The following is a 21,368-nucleotide window of genomic DNA, read 5'->3' as shown; positions in this document are numbered from 1 at the left end:
GCAAATCCTGGGTTTAAGCGGTTACACGCTCAATGGCATCGATCAGCTTGGCCGGGTCGAAAGGCTTGACGATCCAGCCCGTGGCACCAGCCTGGCGGGCGCGGTTCTTCTTTTCCGCGTCGCTTTCGGTGGTCAGAACCAGGATCGGGATCGCCCGATATTTCTCGTTGCGGCGGACACCTTCGATGAAGCCGAAACCGTCGAGGCGCGGCATGTTGATGTCGGTCACGATGACGTCAGGATTGGACTCTTCGAGGATCTCGAGGCCCTCGATGCCGTCTTCCGCCTGGATCGTCTCGAAGCCGGCATTGTTCAGCGTCACGAGAAGCATGTTTCGGATGGTGCGGGAATCATCCACGGTCAGCACTTTTTTCTTCATTGCCGGATCTCCTTGGCAAGCAGGTGGTCAATATTGACGCCAACCAGCTGCATGGTTTTCTGAAATGCGTCGGACACCTTGGAGAAGGTGAACGGCTGCTTGTCCTGCTCCCAGGTCTTCTCGGCGGACATCAGAACCTGGGCGCAAAGAGCACCGATCCGTTCGACGCCGGAAGCGTCTATCGAAAGACCGCTGCCCCGGAGAGAGAGGAGTTTATCGCGCAAGGCGGAAGCCTCGTTGAGGTCGAGCACCGCCGTCAAGTCCAGCGTCTTGCCACTCTTCTTTGCTGCCATCAGCTTTTCCTTATCCCCTTATCCCCGGCCCGAAGACGAGCTGAGGCAATCATCCGATAGGTTAGTAAACATTCCGCCCACCTCCGACGTTTGCGAACGCTTGCGGAAGGCCAAAATCGTCATTTTTGTATTCGTCCACGACCGGTGCCGGGCGGGTAGCGCCCTCAAGGGCGCGCGGCGGTGTCACGCGCACCGGCGCCGGGCGCCCGGCTGTGGCGTTTTCCCGGGCGATGCGGAATTCGCGAATCGTCTGGCCGAGCTCGAGAATGACGGTGTGGAGGTGGTCGGCGCCTTCGGTCGAGCGCTCCGCAAGGTCGGCGCTGTCGGCCACCTCGCTACCCAGGCCCTTGACGTCGGCTGTCACGCTGTCGAGGCTTGCGGCATGTTCGCCGGTTCGGGTGGCGATGCCTGATATGGCGGCGTTGATGTCGGTGACCTGACGCACGATGCTGCCGATCGAATCCTGTGTGCGCCCGACCATCTGCACGCCGGCATCGACCTGCGCCTTAGTCGTCGTCACCAGGGTCTTGATCTCGCGGGCGGCTTCAGCCGAACGCTGGGCAAGGGCGCGGACTTCCTGGGCGACGACGGCAAAGCCGCGGCCGGAATCGCCGGCGCGAGCGGCCTCGATGCCGGCATTCAGCGCCAGAAGATTGGTCTGGAAGGCAATCTCGTCGATCGCACCGATGATCTGGCCGATCTTTTCGGCCGACTGCTCGATATCGGCCATGGCGCTGATCGCGCGGCCGACGACCTCACCGCTTTCCTCAACGGCGGCGCGCGTCGAGGCGGCCGCCTGTTCGGCAGCGCGGCTGTCGGCGGCGCCATTCCGGACACTGCCGGCGATGCCGGCAAGGGCAGCGGCGGAAAGCTGCAGCCGGTCGGCCTGGCCGGAAGCCGTGCCGGCGAACTGCCGCGACAGACCGGCAAGCGAGCCTGTCTCCGCTTCGGCCTTGGCCGTGCGCTCGGTAATAGTGGTAAACTCGGCCTGGAGGCCATCCAACGCGCCGTTCAGCGCGGCGGCGATCCCGGCATGAGCGCCGTCACCGTCGATGGGGGCGCGCCGCGTCAGGTCGCGTGCGGAAAGACCTTCGATGACATCGCCGAAGATCCTGATGATCTCGGCCTCGTTGTCGGCGCGCTGATCGGCGAGCGCGCGGCTCTGGGCGGCGCGCAGCGCATTGAAGCGGAGCGAGACGGCAATTTCCACATCGACCATGACGATGCGGATGATCGCCGTCATCAGATCGGAGATTTCGCGGGTGCGACGCTTGGCCGACGGCAGCAGCGGACGGCCGGCTATCTCTTCGGCGAGACCGGAAACGACATGTTCCAACATAACGCCATGGCCGGCGACGTGCCAGCGCGGGTCGAGGCCCATCTTGCTTTCGGTATCGGAGAGAACCTTGACGCGCTCGGCATAGAGGCTGTCGAACCGCGCATCCGTCAGCACGTCCCAATGCGAGGATTGCAGATCGTGCAGGCGCTCGACCTGGCGCTCGCTCTCGAAATTGCGCGAGGCGTCGGGGAATGACTGGAACCTGTGGAAGAGATCCCTGAGGCCTGCCTTCAGATGCGCTTCAAGCGCCGTCCGGTTGCGGCGCACCAGCTCGCACTGGTCGGCATCGAGACCGGCAAAGCGCAGGCGGTCGCGCAAGCTGCCTGCCTGCGCTCCACGAGCCTGATCTGATGGCATGTCCTGCCTCAACGCCTGTCCCCAACCACTTTCCGGGCGAAGGCCCGGCCAAAAACTTGCGCAGCATCCGTTGAACGCGAAGCGTGGAGACGGTTCTCACCACCGGTTACAACCGGCGGATCGAAACCCCCTGATCAGCTATGTTTCGGAGCTGTCTGAAGAGATGGATACCGGATCAACCCGGTACGGCGGGACGGCGTCATGCCTGGTGGGAACGAGTGCATCTTCCCATTCCGACGTGTACATCAATGTTTATGGTTAATTCCTTGCCTGAAGGTTAATAAGCCTTTCGCCGTGCAGGCTTTTGAAGCAATTCAAGGCCGTTCGCAGCAAATACTGTTGCGGAGTTGCATGGCTGCTACAAGGCACACGCAAGCTCCGTGTTATATGCCGGTCGATAACCAAGACATGACGTCGACAAGGACAGAGCAATGATTGTTCTCGGATTGGGTGCCTGCTTGATTGCAATGACGCTGCTTGCAGCCGTCGCCCGCCTCGATTCCCTCGCCGCAAACCGCGATATCCGCGCCCTTCGGGTGTTCTAAAGCGCGTCGCAATCTCCACCCTTGCCCGTTGGCAGTCCGGCGCCTTTGGTGTATCGCACTCGCGCCTTTCATGTCAGCGGAACTATCGGTTCATGTCCCCCAGATCTGGTCTCCTCATCGTTCTTGGCTTCACGCTCTGGCGCGTCGTCACGCTCAATTTCGATGCGACGGATCTTTTCGTCGACGAGGCGCAGTACTGGTTCTGGTCACAAAACCTCGACCTCGGCTATTATTCCAAGCCGCCGATGATTGCGTGGGTAATCCGGGCGATGACCGAGCTTTCCGGCTCCAACGCCATCTATTGGATCAGGCTGCTCGGACCGCTGATCCACATGGCCGCGGCACTGGTATTGATGAAGACGGCAAAACGTTTCGTCGGGCCGGAGATCGAAGGCTGGACGGGCGCCACCTACATCACGCTCCCCGGTGTGGCGCTTTCTTCGGTGTTCTTCTCGACCGACGTGATCCTGCTGTTTTTCATCGCGATCGCCCTGCTTGCCTATTTTGGCTTGACGCAGCGGCGCTCGGTCGGGCTGGCGCTGGTCATGGGCCTTGGCGTCGGCCTCGCCTTCCTGACGAAATATGCCGTGCTATTCGTCGTTCCGGGCGGCGCGATTGCCCTCCTCCTCATTCCGGCGGCGCGCATCGCCATTCGCGATTTCATCATCGCGGTCGCGGTCGCGGCGGTCGTCGCCCTGCCGAACCTCTGGTGGAACCTGCAGCACGACAACACGACGGTGCGGCATACGCAGGACATCGCCCATTGGAGCGAACTCGGGATCAATCTCCGTCGCGGGCTTGAATTCTTCGCCGCCCAGTTCGGCGTTGTCGGGCCGATCATCTTCTTTGCGATGCTCTGGGCGGTGTACCGCATGATCAGGGGCAAGAGCGACGATCGGGAAAAGATGCTGGTCTGGCTGTCGATGCCGGTAGTGCTGCTGATCACGCTGCAGGCAACGGTCGCCAAGGCTTACGCCAACTGGGCGGTGACCGCCTATGTTGCCGGCACCATCCTTGCCGTCTGGCTGCTTTACCTGAAGTGGCCGAAGGGGCTCAGGCTGTCGCTGACCATCAACGGCATCGCCAGCCTGCTCTTTCCTCTGGCGACAATCTTTCCGCATCACTTGCTGCTGCCGAACGGCGACGCGCTGATGAAGCGCTATCTCGGCCGCGCCGAGGTCAGCCGCGAGGCCGCCGCACTCGCAACTCAAGCCGGCACCGATATCATCGTCACCGACAATCGCGATATGGTCGCCGATCTTTTCTATACGCTCCGCGATGCATCCTACAGGATCTATGCGCGGGCGCCCGCGGGCCTTCCTGAAAGCTATTACGAGCAGGAATTCGCTTTGCCTGCCGACATCACCGGCAAGGTGCTTTTCCTGACAGACGGACCCTTCACCTGCGCCACCGAGACGCCCGAGGTGCTGAAGAACTGGCAGCCGACGGAGGGCAACTACAAGGGCAAGGCGCTCCACATCTACAAAGTCTCCGCCGCCTGCCTGGCGCCCTGAGCCGGTTCAGCCTGCCCGATGACAGCGTCGCGCGTCTCGAGGCGCAAAGGCTGTAACACTTTGAATTATGCAGCGGGTAGGCAGAGACCGGTGCCCGTCCCTTCGATCTCCACGAATTTGACGCCGCCTTCCTCGAAGGCGAGGCGCAGCTGCGCCTCCGTCGCCCGATGGATGTCGTGGTGCCGACCCTCGTAATCGCGGATGGTGCTGCGCGAGACCGCGGCCCTCTCGGCAAGATCCGTCTGGGTCCAGTCCAGCAGGCCCCGCGCCGCGCGGCAGAGAGCGGGGGTGAGAATTGTTTCCCTTGCGCCTTGACCCATGATTTCAAGTTGCCCATATTGGTCGATATAGACCATATATGTCATATTACGGACGGGATTTCCAGATCGGGAGACAAGGATGCCACACGATACGCCCTTGATTTCGACAATCGTCGGCGGCATCGTGCTGGCTTTCATCTTTGGGGCCTTCGCCCATCGGCTGCGGATGCCGCCGCTCGTCGGTTATCTGATCGCCGGCGTGCTCGTGGGGCCACATACGCCGGGTTATGTGGCGGATCAGAGCCTTGCCCCTGAGCTTGCCGAAATCGGCGTCATCCTGCTGATGTTCGGCGTCGGGCTGCATTTCTCCCTGAAAGACCTGCTGTCGGTGCGCGGCATCGCCGTGCCCGGGGCGATCGTGCAGATCGCTTTCGCGACATTGCTCGGCTGGGGGCTCGGCGCCTTCATGGGCTGGTCGACCGGCGGCAGCCTGGTCTTCGGCCTGGCGCTTTCAGTCGCCTCCACCGTCGTGCTCCTGAAGGCGCTGCAGGAGCGGCGCCTGGTCGAAACCGAGCGCGGCAGGATCGCCGTCGGCTGGCTGATCGTCGAGGATCTCGCCATGGTGCTGGCGCTGGTTCTGATCCCGGCCGCAGCCAGCATCGGCGGTGAGGGTCACGCTCCCGTCGAGCCGCTCTCGGCCGCGCTGAGCAGCCTGTTCGGCCTCGATCTCGGCATCGGCGGCATGATCGCCATGACGCTGGTGAAGGTGGCATTGTTCGTGGCGCTGATGCTGGTTTTCGGCCGCAAGCTCATTCCCTGGACGATGCACCGCATCGCCCATACCGGTTCGCGCGAACTCTTCCGGCTCGGCGTGCTGGCGATCGCGCTCGGCGTCGCCTTCGGAGCGGCGAAGCTCTTCGGCGTGTCGCTGGCGCTCGGCGCCTTCTTTGCCGGCATGGTGCTTGCCGAAAGCGAGCTCAGCCATCGCGCCGCGCAGGAAAGCCTGCCGTTGCGCGACGCCTTTGCCGTGCTGTTCTTCGTCTCGGTCGGCATGCTGTTCGATCCGAACATCCTGATCGACAAGCCGCTGCCGATCCTCGCCACCATCTTCATCATCGTCATCGGCAAGTCCGTCGCCGCCTTCCTGATCGTGCTCGCCTTCAAGAAGCCGCTCGGCACGGCGCTGACGATTTCGGCAAGCCTCGGCCAGATCGGCGAATTCTCCTTCATCCTCGCCGCCCTCGGCGTCGAACTAGGCCTGCTGCCGGAGGAGGGCCGCGATCTGATCCTTGCCGGCGCCATCATCTCGATCATCCTCAATCCGCTGCTGTTCTTCCTCTGCGACCGCATGCGGCCGCTGCTGGATGGCGCAAAGCGCGAAGACGTCGTGGCAGACCCTGCTCCCGTTGCGGATGCGATAGCAGCGCAGGAGGAGATGCTGCCCGAAGACGACGAGGTGCACCCGACCGCTCTCAGCGGCCACGCCATTCTCGTCGGCTACGGGCGGGTTGGCAGCATCGTCGGACAGAATCTCAAGTCGTCAGCCACACCTTTTCTCGTCATCGAGGACTCCGACAAGCGCATCGGCGAGCTGAAGGCGCAGGGTATCGAAACTCTGTCGGGCAATGCGGTGATGCGGGAAACGCTCGACCTTGCCAATCTCTCTGGCGCCCGCAGCATTGCCATCGCCATCCCGAACGCCTTCGAAGCCTGCCGCATCATCGAGCAGGCGCGCAGCGTCAATCCCTCGATCCTCATCGTCGCCCGCGCCCATTCCGACGCCGAGGTCGATGAGCTGAAGCAATATGGCGCCGACACGGTCATCACGGGCGAGCGTGAAATCGCGCTGGGCATGGTTGACCGGCTCGCTCAAGTGCATCATGAGAGTGTGCCCTATGAAGACGGGCATGGGCCTGATACAATTATGCCGACGGATGACCCTCCGCCGGAAAGAGAATGAGAGATTGGCGCGCTTTTGAGCCGATACGGGAGTGACATAACCGAGACGGGGAAGATGGAGCTGGACCAGCGCCGTCTGACGAGCCGTATCGCCGCCTCCCTCCTCGTCGCCGTCCTTGCCTATCTCGGCCTGCTTTTCGGCGGCAATCTGGTGATCTCGCCGGTCGCCGCCGCCAATACGCTTTCCTCTTCCGATCGGGATCCGCAGCCGCCGCAGCTGACTGCGCGCGATGCCGTGCGCGGGTTGCTCGCCACTGAACGCAAGCTTGCACCGAAGCAGGCGGCGCATGACGCCGGACCGCCTGCCCTGGCCGCCGCCCCGGCCGTCGATTTTTCCGGCTGGACCACTGCCGCCCCTTTTCCGGCATTTGAAGCTTCGCTTCATGCCGCAGTCTCCAGGACCCATCAGCCGCGCGCACCGCCGGTCGCTGCCTGACGCTCGCGCCGATCGGCGCTTCCGACCATTGACGACATGCCGCCAGCGCCCGAGCGCCGGCCCTCGATATCAAGGAATACAACATGCGTACTTCACCATGGCTGGTGCTCACCTATACGGTGATCATCCTACTCGGCCTATTGATCGCCCTGCCGAACGTCCTGCCGCAATCCGTCCTCCAGCGCGTGCCGGCCTGGCTGCCGCATGAGCAAGTGTCGCTCGGCCTCGACCTTCGCGGCGGTTCGCACCTCGTTCTGGAAGTCGACGAAGCCGACCTCACCAAGGAGCGGCTGCAATCGCTGCTTCAGGACGCGCGCCGCGTGCTGCGCGAGAAGGGCATCCAGCCGAAAGCCGTGGTCCGCAGCCAGAACCAGATCGTCGTGACGCTCGCCGATGCCGCGCAGAGCGATGCTGCCGTCACCGAACTCAAGACGCTTGCCAACCCGATCAGCACCGGCCTCAGCGCCGGCCAGGCGGATCTTGATGTCACGGCGAACGGAGCGACCATTACCGTCGGCTTCTCGCGGGCCGGCATCTCCGCCAATGTCGACAACGCCGTCCAGCAGAGCCTTGAAGTCATCCGCCAGCGTGTCGACCAGGTCGGCGTTTCCGAGCCGACCATTCAGCGCATCGGCGCCAACCGCGTGCTCGTCCAGCTTCCGGGCGCGCAGGATCCGTCGCGCCTGCGCGAACTTCTCGGCTCCACCGCCAAGATGTCGTTCCACATGCTGTCGCCGAACAATGCGCCCGGACCCGGTGTGACCATGCTGAACGATGATGAGGGCAGGTCCTATCCGGTTCTCGACCGCGTCGAAATCTCCGGCGACCGCCTTTCGGATGCCCGCGTCAGCTTCGATCCGAATACGCGTGAGCCGATCGTCAGCTTCCGCTTCGACAGCGCCGGCGCCACCCGCTTTGCCGAGATAACCCGCCAGAACGTCGGCAATCCCTTCGCCATCGTCCTCGACAACAAGGTGCTGAGCGCGCCCGTCATCCGCGAGCCGATCACCGGCGGCTCCGGCCAGATCTCCGGCAGCTTCTCGGCTGACAGCGCCACAACGCTGGCCGCCATGCTGCGCGCCGGCGCCCTGCCCGCCAAGCTGACTGTTATCGAAGAGCGCACCGTCGGAGCCGATCTTGGCGCCGACGCCATCAAGATGGGCATCTATTCCGGCATCGTCGGTTTTGCCCTCGTCGCAGCCTTCATCTTCGTTCTCTATGGCTCCTGGGGCTTTCTGGCGAATATCGCGCTGTTGATCCACACGATCCTGACCTTATCGGCGCTAACGCTGGTTGGTGCGACGCTGACGCTGCCGGGCATTGCCGGTGTCGTTCTCGGTATCGGCCTTGCGGTCGACGCCAACGTTCTCATCAACGAGCGCATCCGCGAAGAAACGCGCAAGGGCAAGAGCGCCTTCGCCGCCATCGACACCGGCTTCCGCCGTGCCTATTCGACCATTATCGACGGCAACATGACGGCCCTGATCGCTGCGGCCATCCTGTTCTTTTTCGGCTCCGGACCGGTTCGCGGCTTTGCCGTGACCATGGCGCTCGGGCTGATCATCTCGATGTTCACATCGGTTGCCTTCGTGCGTGTAGCGATGATCGAGATCACCCGCCGCCGCAAGCTCAAGGTGCTGAACATCCGGCCGTTGATCCCGTTCAGCCCCTATGACAAGCATATCGAGTTCATGAAGGCCCGCTTCTTCGGCGTCACCGTCTCGGCGCTGCTTTCGATCGCCTCCGTCGTGCTCTTCATTTATCCCGGTCTCAACTACGGCGTCGATTTCCGCGGCGGCATCCAGATGGCCGTCAAGACCCAGGGTGCGGCCGATCTAGCGAAGTTCCGCGAAGGTCTTGATAGTCTCGGCCTCGGCGAAATCACGCTGCAGTCCTTCGGCGACAAAAGCAGCATTCTCGTTCGTGCCCAACGGCAGGAAGGCGGCGAAGAGGCGCAGACGGCGGCGGTGACCAAGCTGAAGGCCGAAGTCACCAAGATCGACCCGGGCGCCACCGTCGAAGGCACCGACGTCATCGGTCCGAAGGTCAGCGGCGAGCTTGCCTGGGCCGGCATCCTGTCGGTGGTGATCGCAAGCTTTGCGATGCTCCTCTACATCTGGGCGCGGTTCGAATGGCCATTTGCCGTCGGCGCCATCGTCACGCTTGTGCTCGACGTCACCAAGGCGATCGGCTTCTTCGCGATCACCGGCCTCGACTTCAACCTGACAGCGATCGCCGCCATCCTGACGCTTGTCGGTTATTCGGTGAACGACAAAGTCGTCGTCTATGACCGCATGCGCGAAAACATGCGGCTCTACAAGTCGATGCCGCTGCGCGAGATCATCGACAAGTCGATCAACGAGACCTTGGCGCGAAGCCTTTACACCAATGCGACGGCCTTCCTCGCGCTGGTGCCGATGGCGATCTGGGGCGGTAGTGCTGTCTCGAGCTTCGCGATCCCGATGGTCTTCGGCATTCTGGTGGCCGGCGCCTCGTCGATCTTCATCGCAGCACCCATCCTGCTCTTCCTCGGCGACTGGCGCCGCCGCCATGCCAAGGCCGCACCGGCAACCGATGAGGCAGTCGAGATCATTCCGCCGGAACAGGGTCGCCCGCGCAAATCCGCGAGCTAAAATCCCTTTAACGCATCCTGATAGGGCGCCGGTTGCAGAGCCGGCGCCCTCTTTCTATTGTCGGGTACTGCATTATGTGCCAATTCAAGGTGTTACAGCATCTTTCGCGCGTCTCAAAAGACGCGCGGCGCTGTCATTGAGATCGGGGAAGCCGCCAGATGTCATCCGACCCGACAAGACCGCAGGAAACCACCGTTGCTGGAGACAGCGAGGAGCGCATCAAGCGTTTTCTCGCGACCGCTTCGCACGACCTGCAATCGCCGCTCCGCCATATCGCCATGTATGCCGAGCTACTGCTCGACGATCTCGAGGAGACGCTCGACGGCGAACAGCTTCAGAGCCTGCGGATGATCATGGAAAAGGCGCAGACGGCGCAGCGTCTCACCAAGGCATTGATGAGCCTTGCCGGCGGCATACCCCAGGTGACGCCTGAAGAGGTCGATCTGCAGGCGCTCGCCGAAAATGTCTGGGGCGAACTGACCGACGAGGCGGCGGTCGGCGAGGCGACGCTCGAAAGCAACGGCCTGCCCTCCATCCGGACCGACCCTGCCCTCTTCGGTCTGGTGCTGCGGCACTTGCTGACCAATGCCCTCATTTATCGCAGCGAAGCGGCGCCGCATGTGGCCATTGCCGCAGAGCGCGAGGGAACGGACTGGTTCATCCGGATTTCCGACAATGGGGCGGGCATCGATCCCGCCTATCGGGAGCGGATATTCGAGCCTTTCTGGAAATTGCCGAAGCCGGGAACGGTCCAGGGCGCCGGTCTCGGGTTGACCACGGCGCGGGAGTTTCTGACGGCGCTCGGCGGCGATATCAGCCTCGAACATTCGGATGAAAGCGGCAGCCGCTTCATTATCCGCCTTCCGATTGCCTGAGATTAGAGCAATTCCAGCAAAAGTGTGCAGCGGTTTTGCGTCCGGAATTGCGAAGTACAGAGACGACTAAAGCGCGACAAGCGAATCCGAAAGATCGCGACGCGCTTTAGATACTGTAATCGTCCTTCCAGAAATCGGGGACGTCATAGGTCACATATTCGCGGATGATGTGCTGCAGTGCCTGGGCATCGATTTCGTCCTTGCCGATGCGGAAATCGACGCCGTAATCCGGGAATTCCTGGAAATAGCCGCCCGATATATCGGTCGAGACGACGCCGATCGGACCGGTGTAACCGATGCCGCGCAGCTCCGGCACCGTGTCGCGGAAATCGGCATTGGGCAAAAGGCGATTGTCGAGCAGGATGAGATCGAAGCGCGCCGAGCGGATCTTTTCCAGCGCGTCACCGATCGATTGCGAATATTCAACCTCGACAGCCGGCTCGGAGAGATCGGCGATCTTCTTCTTGAGCGCGCGGAATTCGATGAATTCGTCGTCGACAAAGAGGACCTTTACGGCATTCCTTCGGCTCGTTTCGGTGATCATCGTCTCATTTCCCCAATCCGAAACCATCTTCACGAAACCAAACCATTCCTCAAGGCGATCGCCACCATATGAACGCGGTTCACAGCGTCAAGTTTGCGCGCGGCCGCGGTGATGTGCGAATTGACCGTATGTTCGGAAAGACCGAGAATGATCGCGATTTCCGCCGACGTCTTGCCTTCGCTCGTCCATTTGACAATTTCCGATTCGCGCTGGGTCAGCCGTCCGGACATTTCCGGCGTCAGGATTTCCTCATAGAGCTTGTCGAAAATACGCATGGCGTCGAGAAGCATGTCGGCGATCTCACTCTGATCCGGCTCCTGGCGCTCGCCGCTGAGGACGAGGCAATATCGCCGCCCTTCCGGCGTGAACAGCGGGATGAAGAGAAAGACGCCGCTCAGGAACTCGTTGAAAACAAGATCGGACGGATAATCTGCCGGCTGTACGTTCCGGCCATGGACCGGCGTTGCCAGGAACTGGGCGGTCTTCGCCCGGACGGTGCCCAGCGCTTCCTTCAACGTCGTGATGAAAAGGCCGACACGCCGCTCGGCAACATTGGTGATGACGATATCGCGTTCGCCGAAAGGAGCCGAAGCCTCGGAAATGCGAGCAAGCGCGAAATTGTCGAAGTTGTAATGCTGCGCCGCCGATTTCAGCAGACGGAAAAAATCGGTGCGGTTGATCGCCCGGCTCAGCTCCGGTCCGGCATGAAAGGGAATTGCCTGGGCATTGTTCATTCCCACTCTTCCTCTCCTCCCGCCAAGCCTCTAGTCCCGAAATCTTGGGATATACGTCTTAAACGCGAAGAGCTACAAAAATTGCGAGACGATTGATGAGAGATATCGAAAACGGGGACTTTCGATATGTAAGGCGGAAATCATCAATCATCTCAAACGACAGGTGATGCACGGGCAGATTTTACTGAGGGGCAGTAGTTCTTACCTGGGTATCGTATTCTTCCTGCATTCAACATCCATGAATGCGAGAAGGCAGTGCCAGACGTAAGCGCGAGAGAGCCGATAGACCCATTCAGCTAAGGGGTTGGCTGATGTTCGTGGCGGCGAACGCGGGTTGATCGGTTCTCTCAGCGCTTATTTTGCGTTCCATATTCTTCGCTTCGGTTGCATCTTGTGATGCGTCCTCGCCCTTGTCAATTGCGGTTTGTCATATGGTTGGGACGAATGAGGAGGAATAGGTCATGCGGCTTTCGCCGTTTTCTACATCTCAAGATTGAGAATGACCGTGGCAAGGTCAAGTGGCTTTTCCAGATAGACATCGGCGCCCGCATCGAGTGAGCGCGCCCGGTCCTCGGCAGCATCCGATCCGCTGCAGATAGCAAGCCGCATCGCCTTGAAACGATCATCCAGGCGCAACCGAGTGATCAGGCCGATGCCGCTATCGAGCGGCATGTAGAGATCGGCGACCAGAAGATCAGGTGAGGTCTTGCCTTCCGCCGCGCGCGTCTCCAGTGCCTCCAGCGCCATTTCGGCGGTCGAGAAACAGAATAGATCGACGTCTATCTGCTGCTTTTTGCTCATATAGTCGACATAGAAGAGGTCATCCTTGCTGTCGTCGACATAAAATAGGGTGGTCATCTAGCACCGTGATTTGGATATTGTTCGAATGAACCTCGCTGTCCTTCGACATCACGATACCGCGGTTCCACTAAAACTCGATATACCTCATCGCGGATCATTTCGCAAAAAGCGCGGCACCGCCCTGCCTTTGCCTATTGAGTATTGCTCGATTTCGGAAAAGATGGCCGCGCAAACCGAAGGAGGACACACGGGTGCAGGATCAGGGCAACGTGGACCTGCAGGACCAGCCAAGACGGCACTACCGAGCCTTTGCGATTGCCGTCGGCTGCCTGATGTTCCTTCTCGGCGTGACGGCGCTTACCGGCTGGCTGCTGCAGGTCGAGATTGTCATTTCGCTGGTTCCCGGCTTTCCGTCGATGGCCTTCAATACCGCGCTCTGCTTCGTGCTTTCCGGTGTAGGGCTTGCCGCTTCGACACTCGCCGCCCGCCGTTTTCGAGCAACGGCGGCGATCACGGCAGGGCTTGCGGCGGCGATCGCCGCGGCCCGGCTCGTGGAAATCGTCATGATCGGGCGGACTTATCACAATGTCGACCTGTTGATCTCGCGCTTCCTGGTTTCGCCGGATTTCATCACTGAGATCGGCGGTGGCATGGGGCCGAACACGGCGCTGATCTTCCTGATCGCCAATCTTTCGCTGCTGCTCTCGCTCCAGGTGGAGAGGTCGAGAAGCCAGGTGGTGCAGGAATTGACGAGCTATGTCGTTATCACGCTCGGCATGATCGCACTGGCCGGCTATGTCACCGATGCCGAACAGGGCTACCGCTGGGGGCCCTATGCGGCGATGGCGCTGCATACGGCGGTCGGCATGGTGATCTTCGGCTCTGGGCTTCTCGCCCGCTCCTGGTGGATGCAGCCGGCAAACCGGGCGCAGATCCCGCTGTGGATCCCGGCTGCGGTCTGCTTCACCGGCCTTCTCGTCGATCTGTATACGCCGCTGGGTGTCGCCAACGGCATTCTCTATGTGCCGCTGGTGCTGACGGCACTCTGGTTCGGCAACAGAAATGCGCCGCTTTTTTTTGCCTTTGCCTGCACCGTGCTGTTGATGCTCGGCTTCTTCGCCGTCAGGCACGACGAGGCAACATTCTGGCAGGAGATCGCCAACCGCACTATTACGGCTGCCACGCTTTGGCTGATCGCGCTCCTCGTCTTCTATTTCATGCGCAACAATTATAACCTCGAAAGCGAGCGGGTCCGCTTCGGCGCGTTGGTGCGCGGCACGCCTGATGCCGTCATCGTCATCGACGAGCGTGGAACGATCAGGAATTTCAATCCGGCGGCTGAAGCCATGTTCGGCTACTCCCCGCAGGAGACGATCGGCAAAAACATCAAGATGCTGATGCCCGAACCCTACCATTCCGAGCACGACGGCTATCTCGCCCGTTACCGGCAGACCGGCGAGGAGCGCATCATCGGCACGACGCGCATGGTCTCCGGACGACGCAAGAACGGCATCGTCTTTCCGATCGATGTTTCCATCAGCGCCGTCGTCACCGGCCATACCAAGACCTTCGTCGGTATCGTGCGCGACATTAGCGAGCGCGTCCGGCAGGAAGAACGGATGAAAACGACGCTTTCCCAGCTCGAAGCCTATACGGCCGAGCTCGAGCGCAGCAACCACGACCTCGATGAATTCGCCTATATCGCCTCGCATGATCTCAAGGAACCGCTGCGCGGCCTCCACAACCACTCCCGCTTCCTGTTGGAGGATTATGAAGACAAGCTCGATGCGGACGGCGTGCGCCGGCTGAACCGGCTCGTGCGTCTCAGCCAGCGCATGGAGAAGCTCGTCAACGAGCTTCTTTATTTCTCCCGGCTCGGGCGCCAGCAGCTGGCGGTCAAACGCACCGACATTGGCCTGATTGTCAAGGATGTCGTCGCGACGATGGAGCTGCTGCTGGAGGAGCGGCATGCCAAGGTCATCATCGACGGCCGGCTGCCGGAGGTGGTTTGCGACGCGCCGCGGTTGACCGAAGTCTTCCGCAATCTCATCACCAATGCGATCAAATACAACGACAAACCGGCGCCACTCGTCTCGATCGGTTATCTTGACCGGTTCGTCGGCAAGGACGGCACGGTTGCCCGCAACGTGTTTTTCGTTAAGGATAACGGCAAGGGCATTCCGCAGGAATTCCACGAGGATATTTTCCGCATTTTCAAACGGCTGGAAAAGTCGCAGGATTCCGACGACGGGACCGGAGCAGGCCTCACCTTCGTTCGCAAGATCATCGCGCGGCACAATGGCGATATCTGGCTGGAATCCGAGGTCGGTACCGGCACGACATTCTACTTCACTCTGGGAAAAAAGCGCGAGGGGCAGAATGCAGCAGCGTGATACGCAACCGATCCTGATCGTCGAGGACAGCGAAGACGATTTCGAAGCGACAATGCGCGCCTTCAAGCGCACCAACCTGCGCAACTCGATCCGCTGGGCAGCCTCCGGTCAGGAAGCGCTCGACATGCTCGCCGAGATGGTGCCGAAACCGGGGCTGATCCTGCTCGACCTCAACATGCCGGGCCTTGACGGCCGCAAGACGCTGGAGGCGATCAAGTCGAACGCCGGCTTGCGCAAGATCCCGGTGGTGATCCTCACGACCTCCGACGACGAACGTGACATCGAAGGCTGCTATGCGCTCGGCGCCAATACCTATGTGCAGAAGCCGGTGGATCTCGACGGGCTCTTCGCCGCGATCCAGCGGCTGAAGGAATACTGGTTCGAAATCGCGATCCTGCCACTCGAGGACTGACAGATTGGCGGAACACTGCTCCATTCTCATCATCGACGACAACATCGACGATCTCGAGGTCTATCGCCGCATATTGGGCCGCGTTTCCAGCACTGCCTATACCGTCGTGGAGGCGGAGACGGGCGAAGAGGGTCGTGCACTGAACGGCCGGAAACGGCCGGACTGCATCCTGCTCGACTATTCGCTGCCAGGGCGCGACGGGCTCGGCGTTCTTGCCGATATCCTGGAGGATGATCCCGCCGCCAACGTCATCATGCTGACCGGCCAGGGCAACGAAACTGTGGCCGTCGAGGTGATGAAGAGCGGGGCACGCGACTATCTGACGAAGGATGCGCTTTCGCCCGAGACACTGCATCGCTGCATTCAGAACGCCATCATGCACGGCATGCTGGAAGCGAAGCTGGAGCAGAAGCGGCAATCGCTTGAGATCTTCACCCGCGCCATGGCTCATGATTTGAAGGAGCCGCTCCGGACGATCAAATCCTTCAGCCGCATCCTGCACGGTTCTGCAGCGCTTCCGGCCGAAGACCGGGAATTGCTCGATTACGTGCTCAGCGCCGCCGACCATATGGAAGATCTGATCGTCAAGGTCTCGGGCTTCACCAAGCTCGAGGCCTCCGGCGGGCTGGAGCTCAAGCCGGTCTCGCTCTCTGATGTGCTCGGCCAGGTGGAGGACAATCTGCGCCAGCAGACCGAAAGCCGCGGCGCCGTCATCATCCGCGGGGCGCTGCCGGAGGTCATGGGCGACGCGACGCTGCTGACCCAGCTCCTGCAGAACCTGGTGTCGAATGCCATTCGCTATTGCGAGCAGAAGGTTCCGGAGATCAGCATCACAGGCGAAGCGCAGGGCGATACCTGCCGCCTCACCGTGCGTGACAACGGGCCCGGCATCGATCCTGAACATCGCGAGCTGATCTTCCAGCCGTTCAAGCGTCTCGTCGGGCGCGGCATCGAAGGCACCGGGCTCGGCCTTGCCATCTGCCGCCGCATCGCGCAGATGCATGGCGGCTCGATCTGGTGCGAGGCGGAAAATGGACCCGGCGCCACCTTCATTCTGGAAGTGCCGCTCGCCGAGGCGCGGCCCACGCCGCCGGCCGCATCGCCCGTCCCGCACAGCGCCAGGCCGGCGGAGCAGCCAGCCGAAGGTCCGGGCAGGCTCGCCGAAGTGCTGCTGGTCGAAGACAGCCCGGCCGACATCCAGCTTCTGAAGATCAAGCTGATGCGGCGGGACAAGGTGAATTTCAACCTGCATGTCGCCACCAACGGACGCGAGGCTATGCGGCTGCTCGAAGAACGCGCCGGCATCGCAAATGTGCCGCAGATCGACCTGATGCTTCTCGACATCAACATGCCGATCATGGACGGCTTCGAGGTGCTGCATGCGCTTTCCGTCGATGCCCGCCTCAAGCGAATTCCCGTCTGCATCCTCAGCACATCGAGCGACGAGACCGACATGCGCCGGGCCAAAAATCTCGGCGCACGCGCCTATATGGTCAAGCCGCCGACCCTGCAGCAATTGGAAGAGGCGCTCGAAGATGTCGAACATTTGGAGTTATTGCAGCGCGGCGATTCGCTTGCGCTTTGTGCGGAACAAAATTAAGCGATGGTCATTGGCAACGGTATGACCTTCGCAGCTCTCATACTCGCGCTCCTGACGACGCCGCTTCAATCAGGACTGCTCTCGATGGTATCAGGCATACATCACGTTACGGCCATCACCCGAAAGGTGCAGGCGAACGTGGACTTCTACGCCGGCTTTCTCGGCATGCGGCTCGTCAAGCAGACGGCCGGTTACGAGGACGCGACGCAACTTCATCTCTTCTACGGCGATGCGGCGGGAACGCCGGGATCCCTCCTCACTTTCCTCGCTTGGGAAGACGGCGCGCCCGGCCGGGCCGGTTACGGCCAGATCAGCGAAATATCGCTGTCGATCGATCCCACCAGCATCGGCTATTGGCTGACGCGCGCCATGAGCTTCGGTCTGAGGTCAGAGGGACCGGCCGACGAATTCGGCGAGCCTGTCCTGCGGCTGAAGGATCCTGACAACATCATCCTCAAGCTCGCGGGCGCAAAGAACCTGACATCGCCGTCCGCCTGGGACGGCGCCTCGATCCCGGTCGAGCATGCCGTTCAGCGCGTGCGCGGCGCGACCATGCTGACGGAGAAGCCCGCCGAAAGCCGCGGCTTCCTCGAGAGCCATTTCGGCTACCGCTTCCAGACCAACCGCGGCACGATCGACAGGCTGGTTTCGGAATCGGGCGACGTTATCGACGTGCGCGATGCACGCGGCTTCTGGTCCGGTGCGCCAGGCACCGGCACGGTCGATCACGTCGCCTTCCGGACCCCTGATGAAGACGCGCTACGTTCGGTATCCAAGGCTCTGGAGACGACCGAGGCATCGCCGACCAACATGCATGACCGCAAATATTTCCGCTCGCTCTATGCCCGCGAGCCTGGCGGCACGTTGGTGGAGCTTGCAACCGACAAGCCCGGCATGACTGTAGACGAAGAGCATGCATCCCTCGGCACCAAGCTCTTCGCGCCGCCGGAAACAATCACCAATATCGACGACCTGAAGGTGATTCTGCCGCAGTTTTCGATGCCCGGCCAGCCCCGCATCAACTACCGCGAACTGCCGTTCGTCCATCGCTTCTATACGCCGCCGAATCCCGACGGCAGTGTCTTCGTGCTCCTCCACGGCTCGGGCGGCAATGAGACGACGCTAATGCCGCTCCTGAACAAGGCGGCGCCTCGAGCAACCCTGATGGGCGTGCGAGGGCGCGCGACGGAAGAGGGTTTTCCGCGCTGGTACAAGCGCATTACACCCTTCTCCTTCGATCAGAACGACATCAAGACTGAGGCCGAAGCCTTCGCGGCCTTCATCGAAGGCGCTGTCAAATCCTACGGCCTCGATCCCAAGAAGGTGGTCTATGTCGGCTATTCCAACGGCGCCAACCTCTTGAACTCTCTGCTCTACCTGCACCCGAACCTTGTTCACAAGGCGGTACTGCTACGCTCCATGCCGGTTCTCAGCGACTATCCGCATGCCGATCTCAAGGGCACCGACCTGCTCGTCATCAGCGGCAAGACGGATGCCTACGGCAAATATGCGAGCGACTTGGAAGAGAGGCTGAAAAGTTCGGGTGCCACCGTCGATTCCGACGTCATCCCCGGTGGTCATGACCTCGGCGATGCCGATGTACCGATCATCCAGAAGTGGCTGCTGCAGAGGATGGGTGATGATCCACAGCCGCTGGAGCAGCAAGCGGTTAAGCCGGCGCGCGAGACGTCCGGGCAACCATGATGCCGGCGAGCACCACCGCGGCGCCTAGCGCCTGCATCGTCCCGATCGCCTCATTGAGCAGCGCCCAGGCAAGGATTGCCGCAACGACCGGCTGCAGCAGCAGCGTCAGCGATGAAAAGGCCGGCGGCAGATAGGCGAGCGCATAGGTGATCGCCACCTGTCCGCCGGCATGGCTGATAAAGGCGAGGCCGAAGACGATCGACCAGCCATAGATGGTCACGGGCAGCATATCGCCCTCATAGATCAGGCCGATCGGAAAGATGCAGACGGCAGCGCAGGCCGTGCTCCACAGCATGATGCGGATCGTATCGAAGCGGCTGCGCAGCCTGCCGATCGCAAGAATGTAGCAGGCATAGAAGAAGGCGGCGATCATCGCGATGCCGTCGCCGCGAAGGTCGCCATTGCCGATGGCTGCCGGTCCGCCCTTCAGAATGACGACGCCTGACAGCGCCAGGACAAGCCCGAGCAGGAAGATGCGGCTGATCCTCGCGCTGAAAAAGACGAAGGCGATCAGCGTTACGAAAACAGGCGCGAGGTTGGCAAGCAGCGTCGCATTGGCGACCGACGTCATGGTGAGCGAAAGGTGCCAGGCGGCGAGGTCGAGCGCCAGCATCACGCCTGGCAGGATGAGCATGACATAGTCGGAAAGGCTTTGCGGCTTCGGCCCTCTTTCCTTCTTCAGCAGCGAGACGATGACGATCGGGATCAGCGCTAGCGCCACGCGCCAGAAGGCCGTCGCCATCGGACCGACTTCGGACAGCCTGACGAAGATCGGCGAGCCGCCGATTGCCGCCCCGCCGAGAAGGAGCGCCGCAAGGGCGAAACGATTGGAAGGCGAGGCTTCGGAAAGGGTGGAGGCAGCCTGCGACATGATCTCGATATTTCTGGTCGCCCAAATGCCGGGCCGGCGGGTATTACAGCGCCGCGCGTCTTTTCAGACGCGCAAAGGACGCTGTAACACTCTAAATTGCTGCATAATTTTATCCTTAAATCGATTTCGATTTAAGGAATTATGCAGTGATGGCCAAGGGACTATCAGAAGTCGATCACCGGGAACAGCCGAAGAGCGACATATCGGTGGAAATCAGGCAGGATGCCTATTCGTCGCGCTGGTCCGCAGCTTTTCGGCGATCTCGCCGGCGATGAAGAACGCATGCTCGGTCACCTGCGGCAGTCCCATCAGCTCACCAAAGGTGCCGCGCGCCAGTGGACCGGAGATCAGCAGCGAGGGATCTGCTATTCCTGACGGGCCGATCGCCTCCGAACGTTCGGTGCAGGCAAGGCCGAGGCCGGTCGGGTCGAGTGACAGGTGACCGCTTGCCGCGAGTGCGGCGAGCCAGGGCTGGGTTTCGAGAATGCCGCCATGCGCCGGCCCGGTGGTGACAACGGCGGCGTCATAACTTCGCTCTAACGGCTGGCGCTGATGACGCGGCTGCAGAGTGCAAAGAATGAGCTCGCCCTCGATGCGCGCATCGGCGACGGAGCCGGCCAGTATATCGAGACGGCCCGCAGCAACAGCTGCGTCGAGCACGGCCTCGACCTGCGGGGCGATCCGGAAACGATGCACATCCCAATAGGGACGCAGATGGCGAACGAGACGGCGTCGTTCGGCAACCGGTAGCGCCTGCCAGAGATCGTATCCCTGCGCCCGCACCTGATCGATCACCCCATGCCAGCTTATGCCCTCTTCCTTCGCCGCACCTATGGCGGCGCGGATCCCTCTTAGCAGCGACACCGCGGAATGGGCTGCACTGGAGACGAAATCGCCGAAGAGCTCCTGCGGTACCGACGGATGGCCGCGAGACCGCAGACCGCGGCGCGAGATCGTGGTCACCGGACCATCATGCCCGCGCTCAGCAAGCGAGGCAATGACATCGGCGGCCGTCAGGCCGTTGCCGATGACCAGCACCCGGTCATGCGGGCGGATCACCTCGAGCGCGCCCGGCTTGGTGGTGTCCGCGACGAAACGGGGATGGGCGGCAAGCCGGCTCGCAAGCCGGCCGGGGGCTGCCGGCGGCGGATGGCTGGTGGCGATCGCGACGATATCGGCCTCCGTCACGCCGCCTCCATCGTCGCGGATCGACCAGCGGCCGGCACGGCGTTCGACAGCCGTCACTGCAGCGCGGCAATGACGCACGGTACCGTTTTCCAGCAGCGGCTTCAGCAGCGAGGCGACATAATCGCCGAACAGCCGGCGCCGGGGGAAGAGCGAGCCATCGGGCTGCCTGGCCTCAGGGTCGCCGGCGACGGCGTCGCGGGCTTCGAACCAGGCCAGAAATTCGCCCGGATCGTCGGGCTGCAGGCTCATCTTGGCGGCTGGAACATTGATGCGGTGGGCCGGATCGGCCGTGTCATAGGCAAGGCCGCGGCCAAGCTCGGCGCGCGGCTCGAAGACCACGATGGCAGGGCGCTCGCCGCAGTCGGCTCTGGCGAGATGATAGGCGACGCCAGCGCCGGAGACACCGCCGCCGATGATGGCAACGACGGGCTGTTCAGACGTCGGGAGAGGCTTGGGCTGCATGGTGGCCGGGATCATTGCTTTCGATGCCCGAGCATAGAAGCGGGGCAGTACTCACGCAATCCTCCGCTC

18 protein-coding genes are annotated in these 21,368 nt (G+C 61.8%); 9 read left to right on the top strand and 9 right to left on the bottom strand.

Annotated elements, in window-relative coordinates; genetic code table 11:
* Positions 1 to 13: 13 nt before the first annotated feature.
* The 3 genes from cheY1 to BS630_RS11975 all read right to left on the bottom strand — a co-directional run bounded on the left by cheY1 (position 14) and on the right by BS630_RS11975 (position 2,368).
* Positions 14 to 379, bottom strand: coding sequence for a chemotaxis response regulator CheY1 (gene cheY1, locus BS630_RS11985; protein ID WP_017958972.1), 366 nt, complete (start codon positions 377 to 379; stop codon positions 14 to 16).
* Positions 376 to 672: an STAS domain-containing protein gene (locus tag BS630_RS11980; protein ID WP_003545491.1), complete on the bottom strand. Its 297-nt coding sequence runs from the start codon at positions 670 to 672 to the stop codon at positions 376 to 378. Before BS630_RS11980 ends, cheY1 begins: the two co-directional genes overlap by 4 nt.
* A 61-nt stretch (positions 673 to 733) precedes the next feature.
* On the bottom strand, positions 734 to 2,368 hold the full coding sequence (locus tag BS630_RS11975) for a globin-coupled sensor protein (protein WP_077977583.1): 1,635 nt from the start codon (positions 2,366 to 2,368) through the stop codon (positions 734 to 736).
* A 637-nt stretch (positions 2,369 to 3,005) separates the two neighbouring features.
* Between BS630_RS11975 and BS630_RS11970 the strand changes: the two genes are divergently transcribed.
* Positions 3,006 to 4,427 carry an ArnT family glycosyltransferase gene (locus BS630_RS11970; protein WP_077977582.1) on the top strand — a complete coding sequence of 474 codons (1,422 nt, stop codon included), beginning with the start codon at positions 3,006 to 3,008 and terminating at the stop codon, positions 4,425 to 4,427.
* A gap of 65 nt (positions 4,428 to 4,492) precedes the next feature.
* On the opposite strand, the gene BS630_RS11965 is transcribed toward BS630_RS11970, so the two are convergent.
* Positions 4,493 to 4,792, bottom strand: a complete 300-nt coding sequence (locus BS630_RS11965; RefSeq protein ID WP_077977580.1) for a helix-turn-helix transcriptional regulator — start codon at positions 4,790 to 4,792, stop codon at positions 4,493 to 4,495.
* A 34-nt stretch (positions 4,793 to 4,826) separates the two neighbouring features.
* On the opposite strand from BS630_RS11965, the gene ybaL reads away from it, so the two are divergent.
* From ybaL to BS630_RS11945, 4 genes are all read left to right on the top strand, one after another.
* The gene (gene ybaL, locus BS630_RS11960) at positions 4,827 to 6,647 is read left to right on the top strand and encodes a YbaL family putative K(+) efflux transporter (protein WP_077977579.1); all 1,821 of its coding nucleotides are present in this window, start codon (positions 4,827 to 4,829) and stop codon (positions 6,645 to 6,647) included.
* Between the two features lie 54 nt (positions 6,648 to 6,701).
* Positions 6,702 to 7,082, top strand: coding sequence for a hypothetical protein (locus tag BS630_RS11955; RefSeq protein ID WP_077977578.1), 381 nt, complete (start codon positions 6,702 to 6,704; stop codon positions 7,080 to 7,082).
* 83 nt (positions 7,083 to 7,165) lie between these two features.
* Positions 7,166 to 9,715, top strand: coding sequence for a protein translocase subunit SecD (gene secD / locus BS630_RS11950; RefSeq protein WP_077977577.1), 2,550 nt, complete (start codon positions 7,166 to 7,168; stop codon positions 9,713 to 9,715).
* 158 nt (positions 9,716 to 9,873) lie between these two features.
* Positions 9,874 to 10,590 carry a sensor histidine kinase gene (locus BS630_RS11945; RefSeq protein WP_077977576.1) on the top strand — a complete coding sequence of 239 codons (717 nt, stop codon included), beginning with the start codon at positions 9,874 to 9,876 and terminating at the stop codon, positions 10,588 to 10,590.
* Between the two features lie 106 nt (positions 10,591 to 10,696).
* Here the strand turns inward: BS630_RS11945 and BS630_RS11940 are convergent, their stop codons facing one another.
* The 3 genes from BS630_RS11940 to BS630_RS11930 form a co-directional block, all read right to left on the bottom strand.
* Entirely contained in the window at positions 10,697 to 11,134 is a 438-nt protein-coding gene (locus BS630_RS11940) for a response regulator (RefSeq protein ID WP_025393135.1), read from the bottom strand.
* Positions 11,135 to 11,163: 29 nt separating this feature from the next.
* The gene (locus tag BS630_RS11935; RefSeq protein WP_025393134.1) at positions 11,164 to 11,868 is read right to left on the bottom strand and encodes a response regulator transcription factor; all 705 of its coding nucleotides are present in this window, start codon (positions 11,866 to 11,868) and stop codon (positions 11,164 to 11,166) included.
* Positions 11,869 to 12,348: 480 nt separating this feature from the next.
* The gene (locus tag BS630_RS11930) at positions 12,349 to 12,726 is read right to left on the bottom strand and encodes a response regulator (protein WP_025393133.1); all 378 of its coding nucleotides are present in this window, start codon (positions 12,724 to 12,726) and stop codon (positions 12,349 to 12,351) included.
* A 194-nt stretch (positions 12,727 to 12,920) separates the two neighbouring features.
* On the opposite strand from BS630_RS11930, the gene BS630_RS11925 reads away from it, so the two are divergent.
* Genes BS630_RS11925 through BS630_RS11910 form a run of 4 tightly spaced genes read left to right on the top strand, consistent with a single transcriptional unit; the run spans position 12,921 to position 18,778 of the window.
* On the top strand, positions 12,921 to 15,062 hold the full coding sequence (locus BS630_RS11925; protein ID WP_077977575.1) for a sensor histidine kinase: 2,142 nt from the start codon (positions 12,921 to 12,923) through the stop codon (positions 15,060 to 15,062).
* Complete coding sequence (locus BS630_RS11920; RefSeq protein WP_017958959.1) at positions 15,049 to 15,474, top strand: response regulator; 426 nt, start codon at positions 15,049 to 15,051, stop codon at positions 15,472 to 15,474. Before BS630_RS11925 ends, BS630_RS11920 begins: the two co-directional genes overlap by 14 nt.
* 4 nt (positions 15,475 to 15,478) lie before the next feature.
* Entirely contained in the window at positions 15,479 to 17,074 is a 1,596-nt protein-coding gene (locus BS630_RS11915) for a response regulator (protein ID WP_077977573.1), read from the top strand.
* 21 nt (positions 17,075 to 17,095) lie between these two features.
* On the top strand, positions 17,096 to 18,778 hold the full coding sequence (locus BS630_RS11910) for a VOC family protein (RefSeq protein WP_245310404.1): 1,683 nt from the start codon (positions 17,096 to 17,098) through the stop codon (positions 18,776 to 18,778).
* On the opposite strand, the gene BS630_RS11905 is transcribed toward BS630_RS11910, so the two are convergent.
* Together BS630_RS11905 and BS630_RS11900 are read right to left on the bottom strand one after the other, a co-directional pair.
* Entirely contained in the window at positions 18,744 to 19,649 is a 906-nt protein-coding gene (locus BS630_RS11905; RefSeq protein ID WP_077977572.1) for a DMT family transporter, read from the bottom strand. The genes BS630_RS11910 and BS630_RS11905 overlap by 35 nt on opposite strands.
* Positions 19,650 to 19,862: 213 nt before the next feature.
* Positions 19,863 to 21,314 (bottom strand): FAD/NAD(P)-binding protein, encoded by a 1,452-nt coding sequence (locus BS630_RS11900; RefSeq protein WP_183594476.1) that lies wholly within the window; start codon positions 21,312 to 21,314, stop codon positions 19,863 to 19,865.
* Positions 21,315 to 21,368 lie beyond the last annotated feature (54 nt).

Source organism: Rhizobium laguerreae (assembly GCF_002008165.1).
Lineage (GTDB): Bacteria > Pseudomonadota > Alphaproteobacteria > Rhizobiales > Rhizobiaceae > Rhizobium > Rhizobium laguerreae.
This window is presented reverse-complemented; position numbering and strand designations above follow the sequence as displayed.

Coding starts and splice junctions, on each gene's coding strand:
- cheY1 (WP_017958972.1), bottom strand. CDS start 379: ATGAAGAAAAAAGTGCTGACCGTGGATGATTCCCGCACCATCCGAAAC.
- BS630_RS11970 (WP_077977582.1), top strand. CDS start 3,006: ATGTCCCCCAGATCTGGTCTCCTCATCGTTCTTGGCTTCACGCTCTGG.
- BS630_RS11935 (WP_025393134.1), bottom strand. CDS start 11,868: ATGAACAATGCCCAGGCAATTCCCTTTCATGCCGGACCGGAGCTGAGC.
- BS630_RS11930 (WP_025393133.1), bottom strand. CDS start 12,726: ATGACCACCCTATTTTATGTCGACGACAGCAAGGATGACCTCTTCTAT.
- ybaL (WP_077977579.1), top strand. CDS start 4,827: ATGCCACACGATACGCCCTTGATTTCGACAATCGTCGGCGGCATCGTG.
- BS630_RS11905 (WP_077977572.1), bottom strand. CDS start 19,649: ATGTCGCAGGCTGCCTCCACCCTTTCCGAAGCCTCGCCTTCCAATCGT.
- BS630_RS11900 (WP_183594476.1), bottom strand. CDS start 21,314: ATGATCCCGGCCACCATGCAGCCCAAGCCTCTCCCGACGTCTGAACAG.
- BS630_RS11945 (WP_077977576.1), top strand. CDS start 9,874: ATGTCATCCGACCCGACAAGACCGCAGGAAACCACCGTTGCTGGAGAC.
- secD (WP_077977577.1), top strand. CDS start 7,166: ATGCGTACTTCACCATGGCTGGTGCTCACCTATACGGTGATCATCCTA.
- BS630_RS11940 (WP_025393135.1), bottom strand. CDS start 11,134: ATGATCACCGAAACGAGCCGAAGGAATGCCGTAAAGGTCCTCTTTGTC.
- BS630_RS11910 (WP_245310404.1), top strand. CDS start 17,096: ATGACCTTCGCAGCTCTCATACTCGCGCTCCTGACGACGCCGCTTCAA.
- BS630_RS11965 (WP_077977580.1), bottom strand. CDS start 4,792: ATGACATATATGGTCTATATCGACCAATATGGGCAACTTGAAATCATG.
- BS630_RS11975 (WP_077977583.1), bottom strand. CDS start 2,368: ATGCCATCAGATCAGGCTCGTGGAGCGCAGGCAGGCAGCTTGCGCGAC.
- BS630_RS11920 (WP_017958959.1), top strand. CDS start 15,049: ATGCAGCAGCGTGATACGCAACCGATCCTGATCGTCGAGGACAGCGAA.
- BS630_RS11980 (WP_003545491.1), bottom strand. CDS start 672: ATGGCAGCAAAGAAGAGTGGCAAGACGCTGGACTTGACGGCGGTGCTC.
- BS630_RS11955 (WP_077977578.1), top strand. CDS start 6,702: ATGGAGCTGGACCAGCGCCGTCTGACGAGCCGTATCGCCGCCTCCCTC.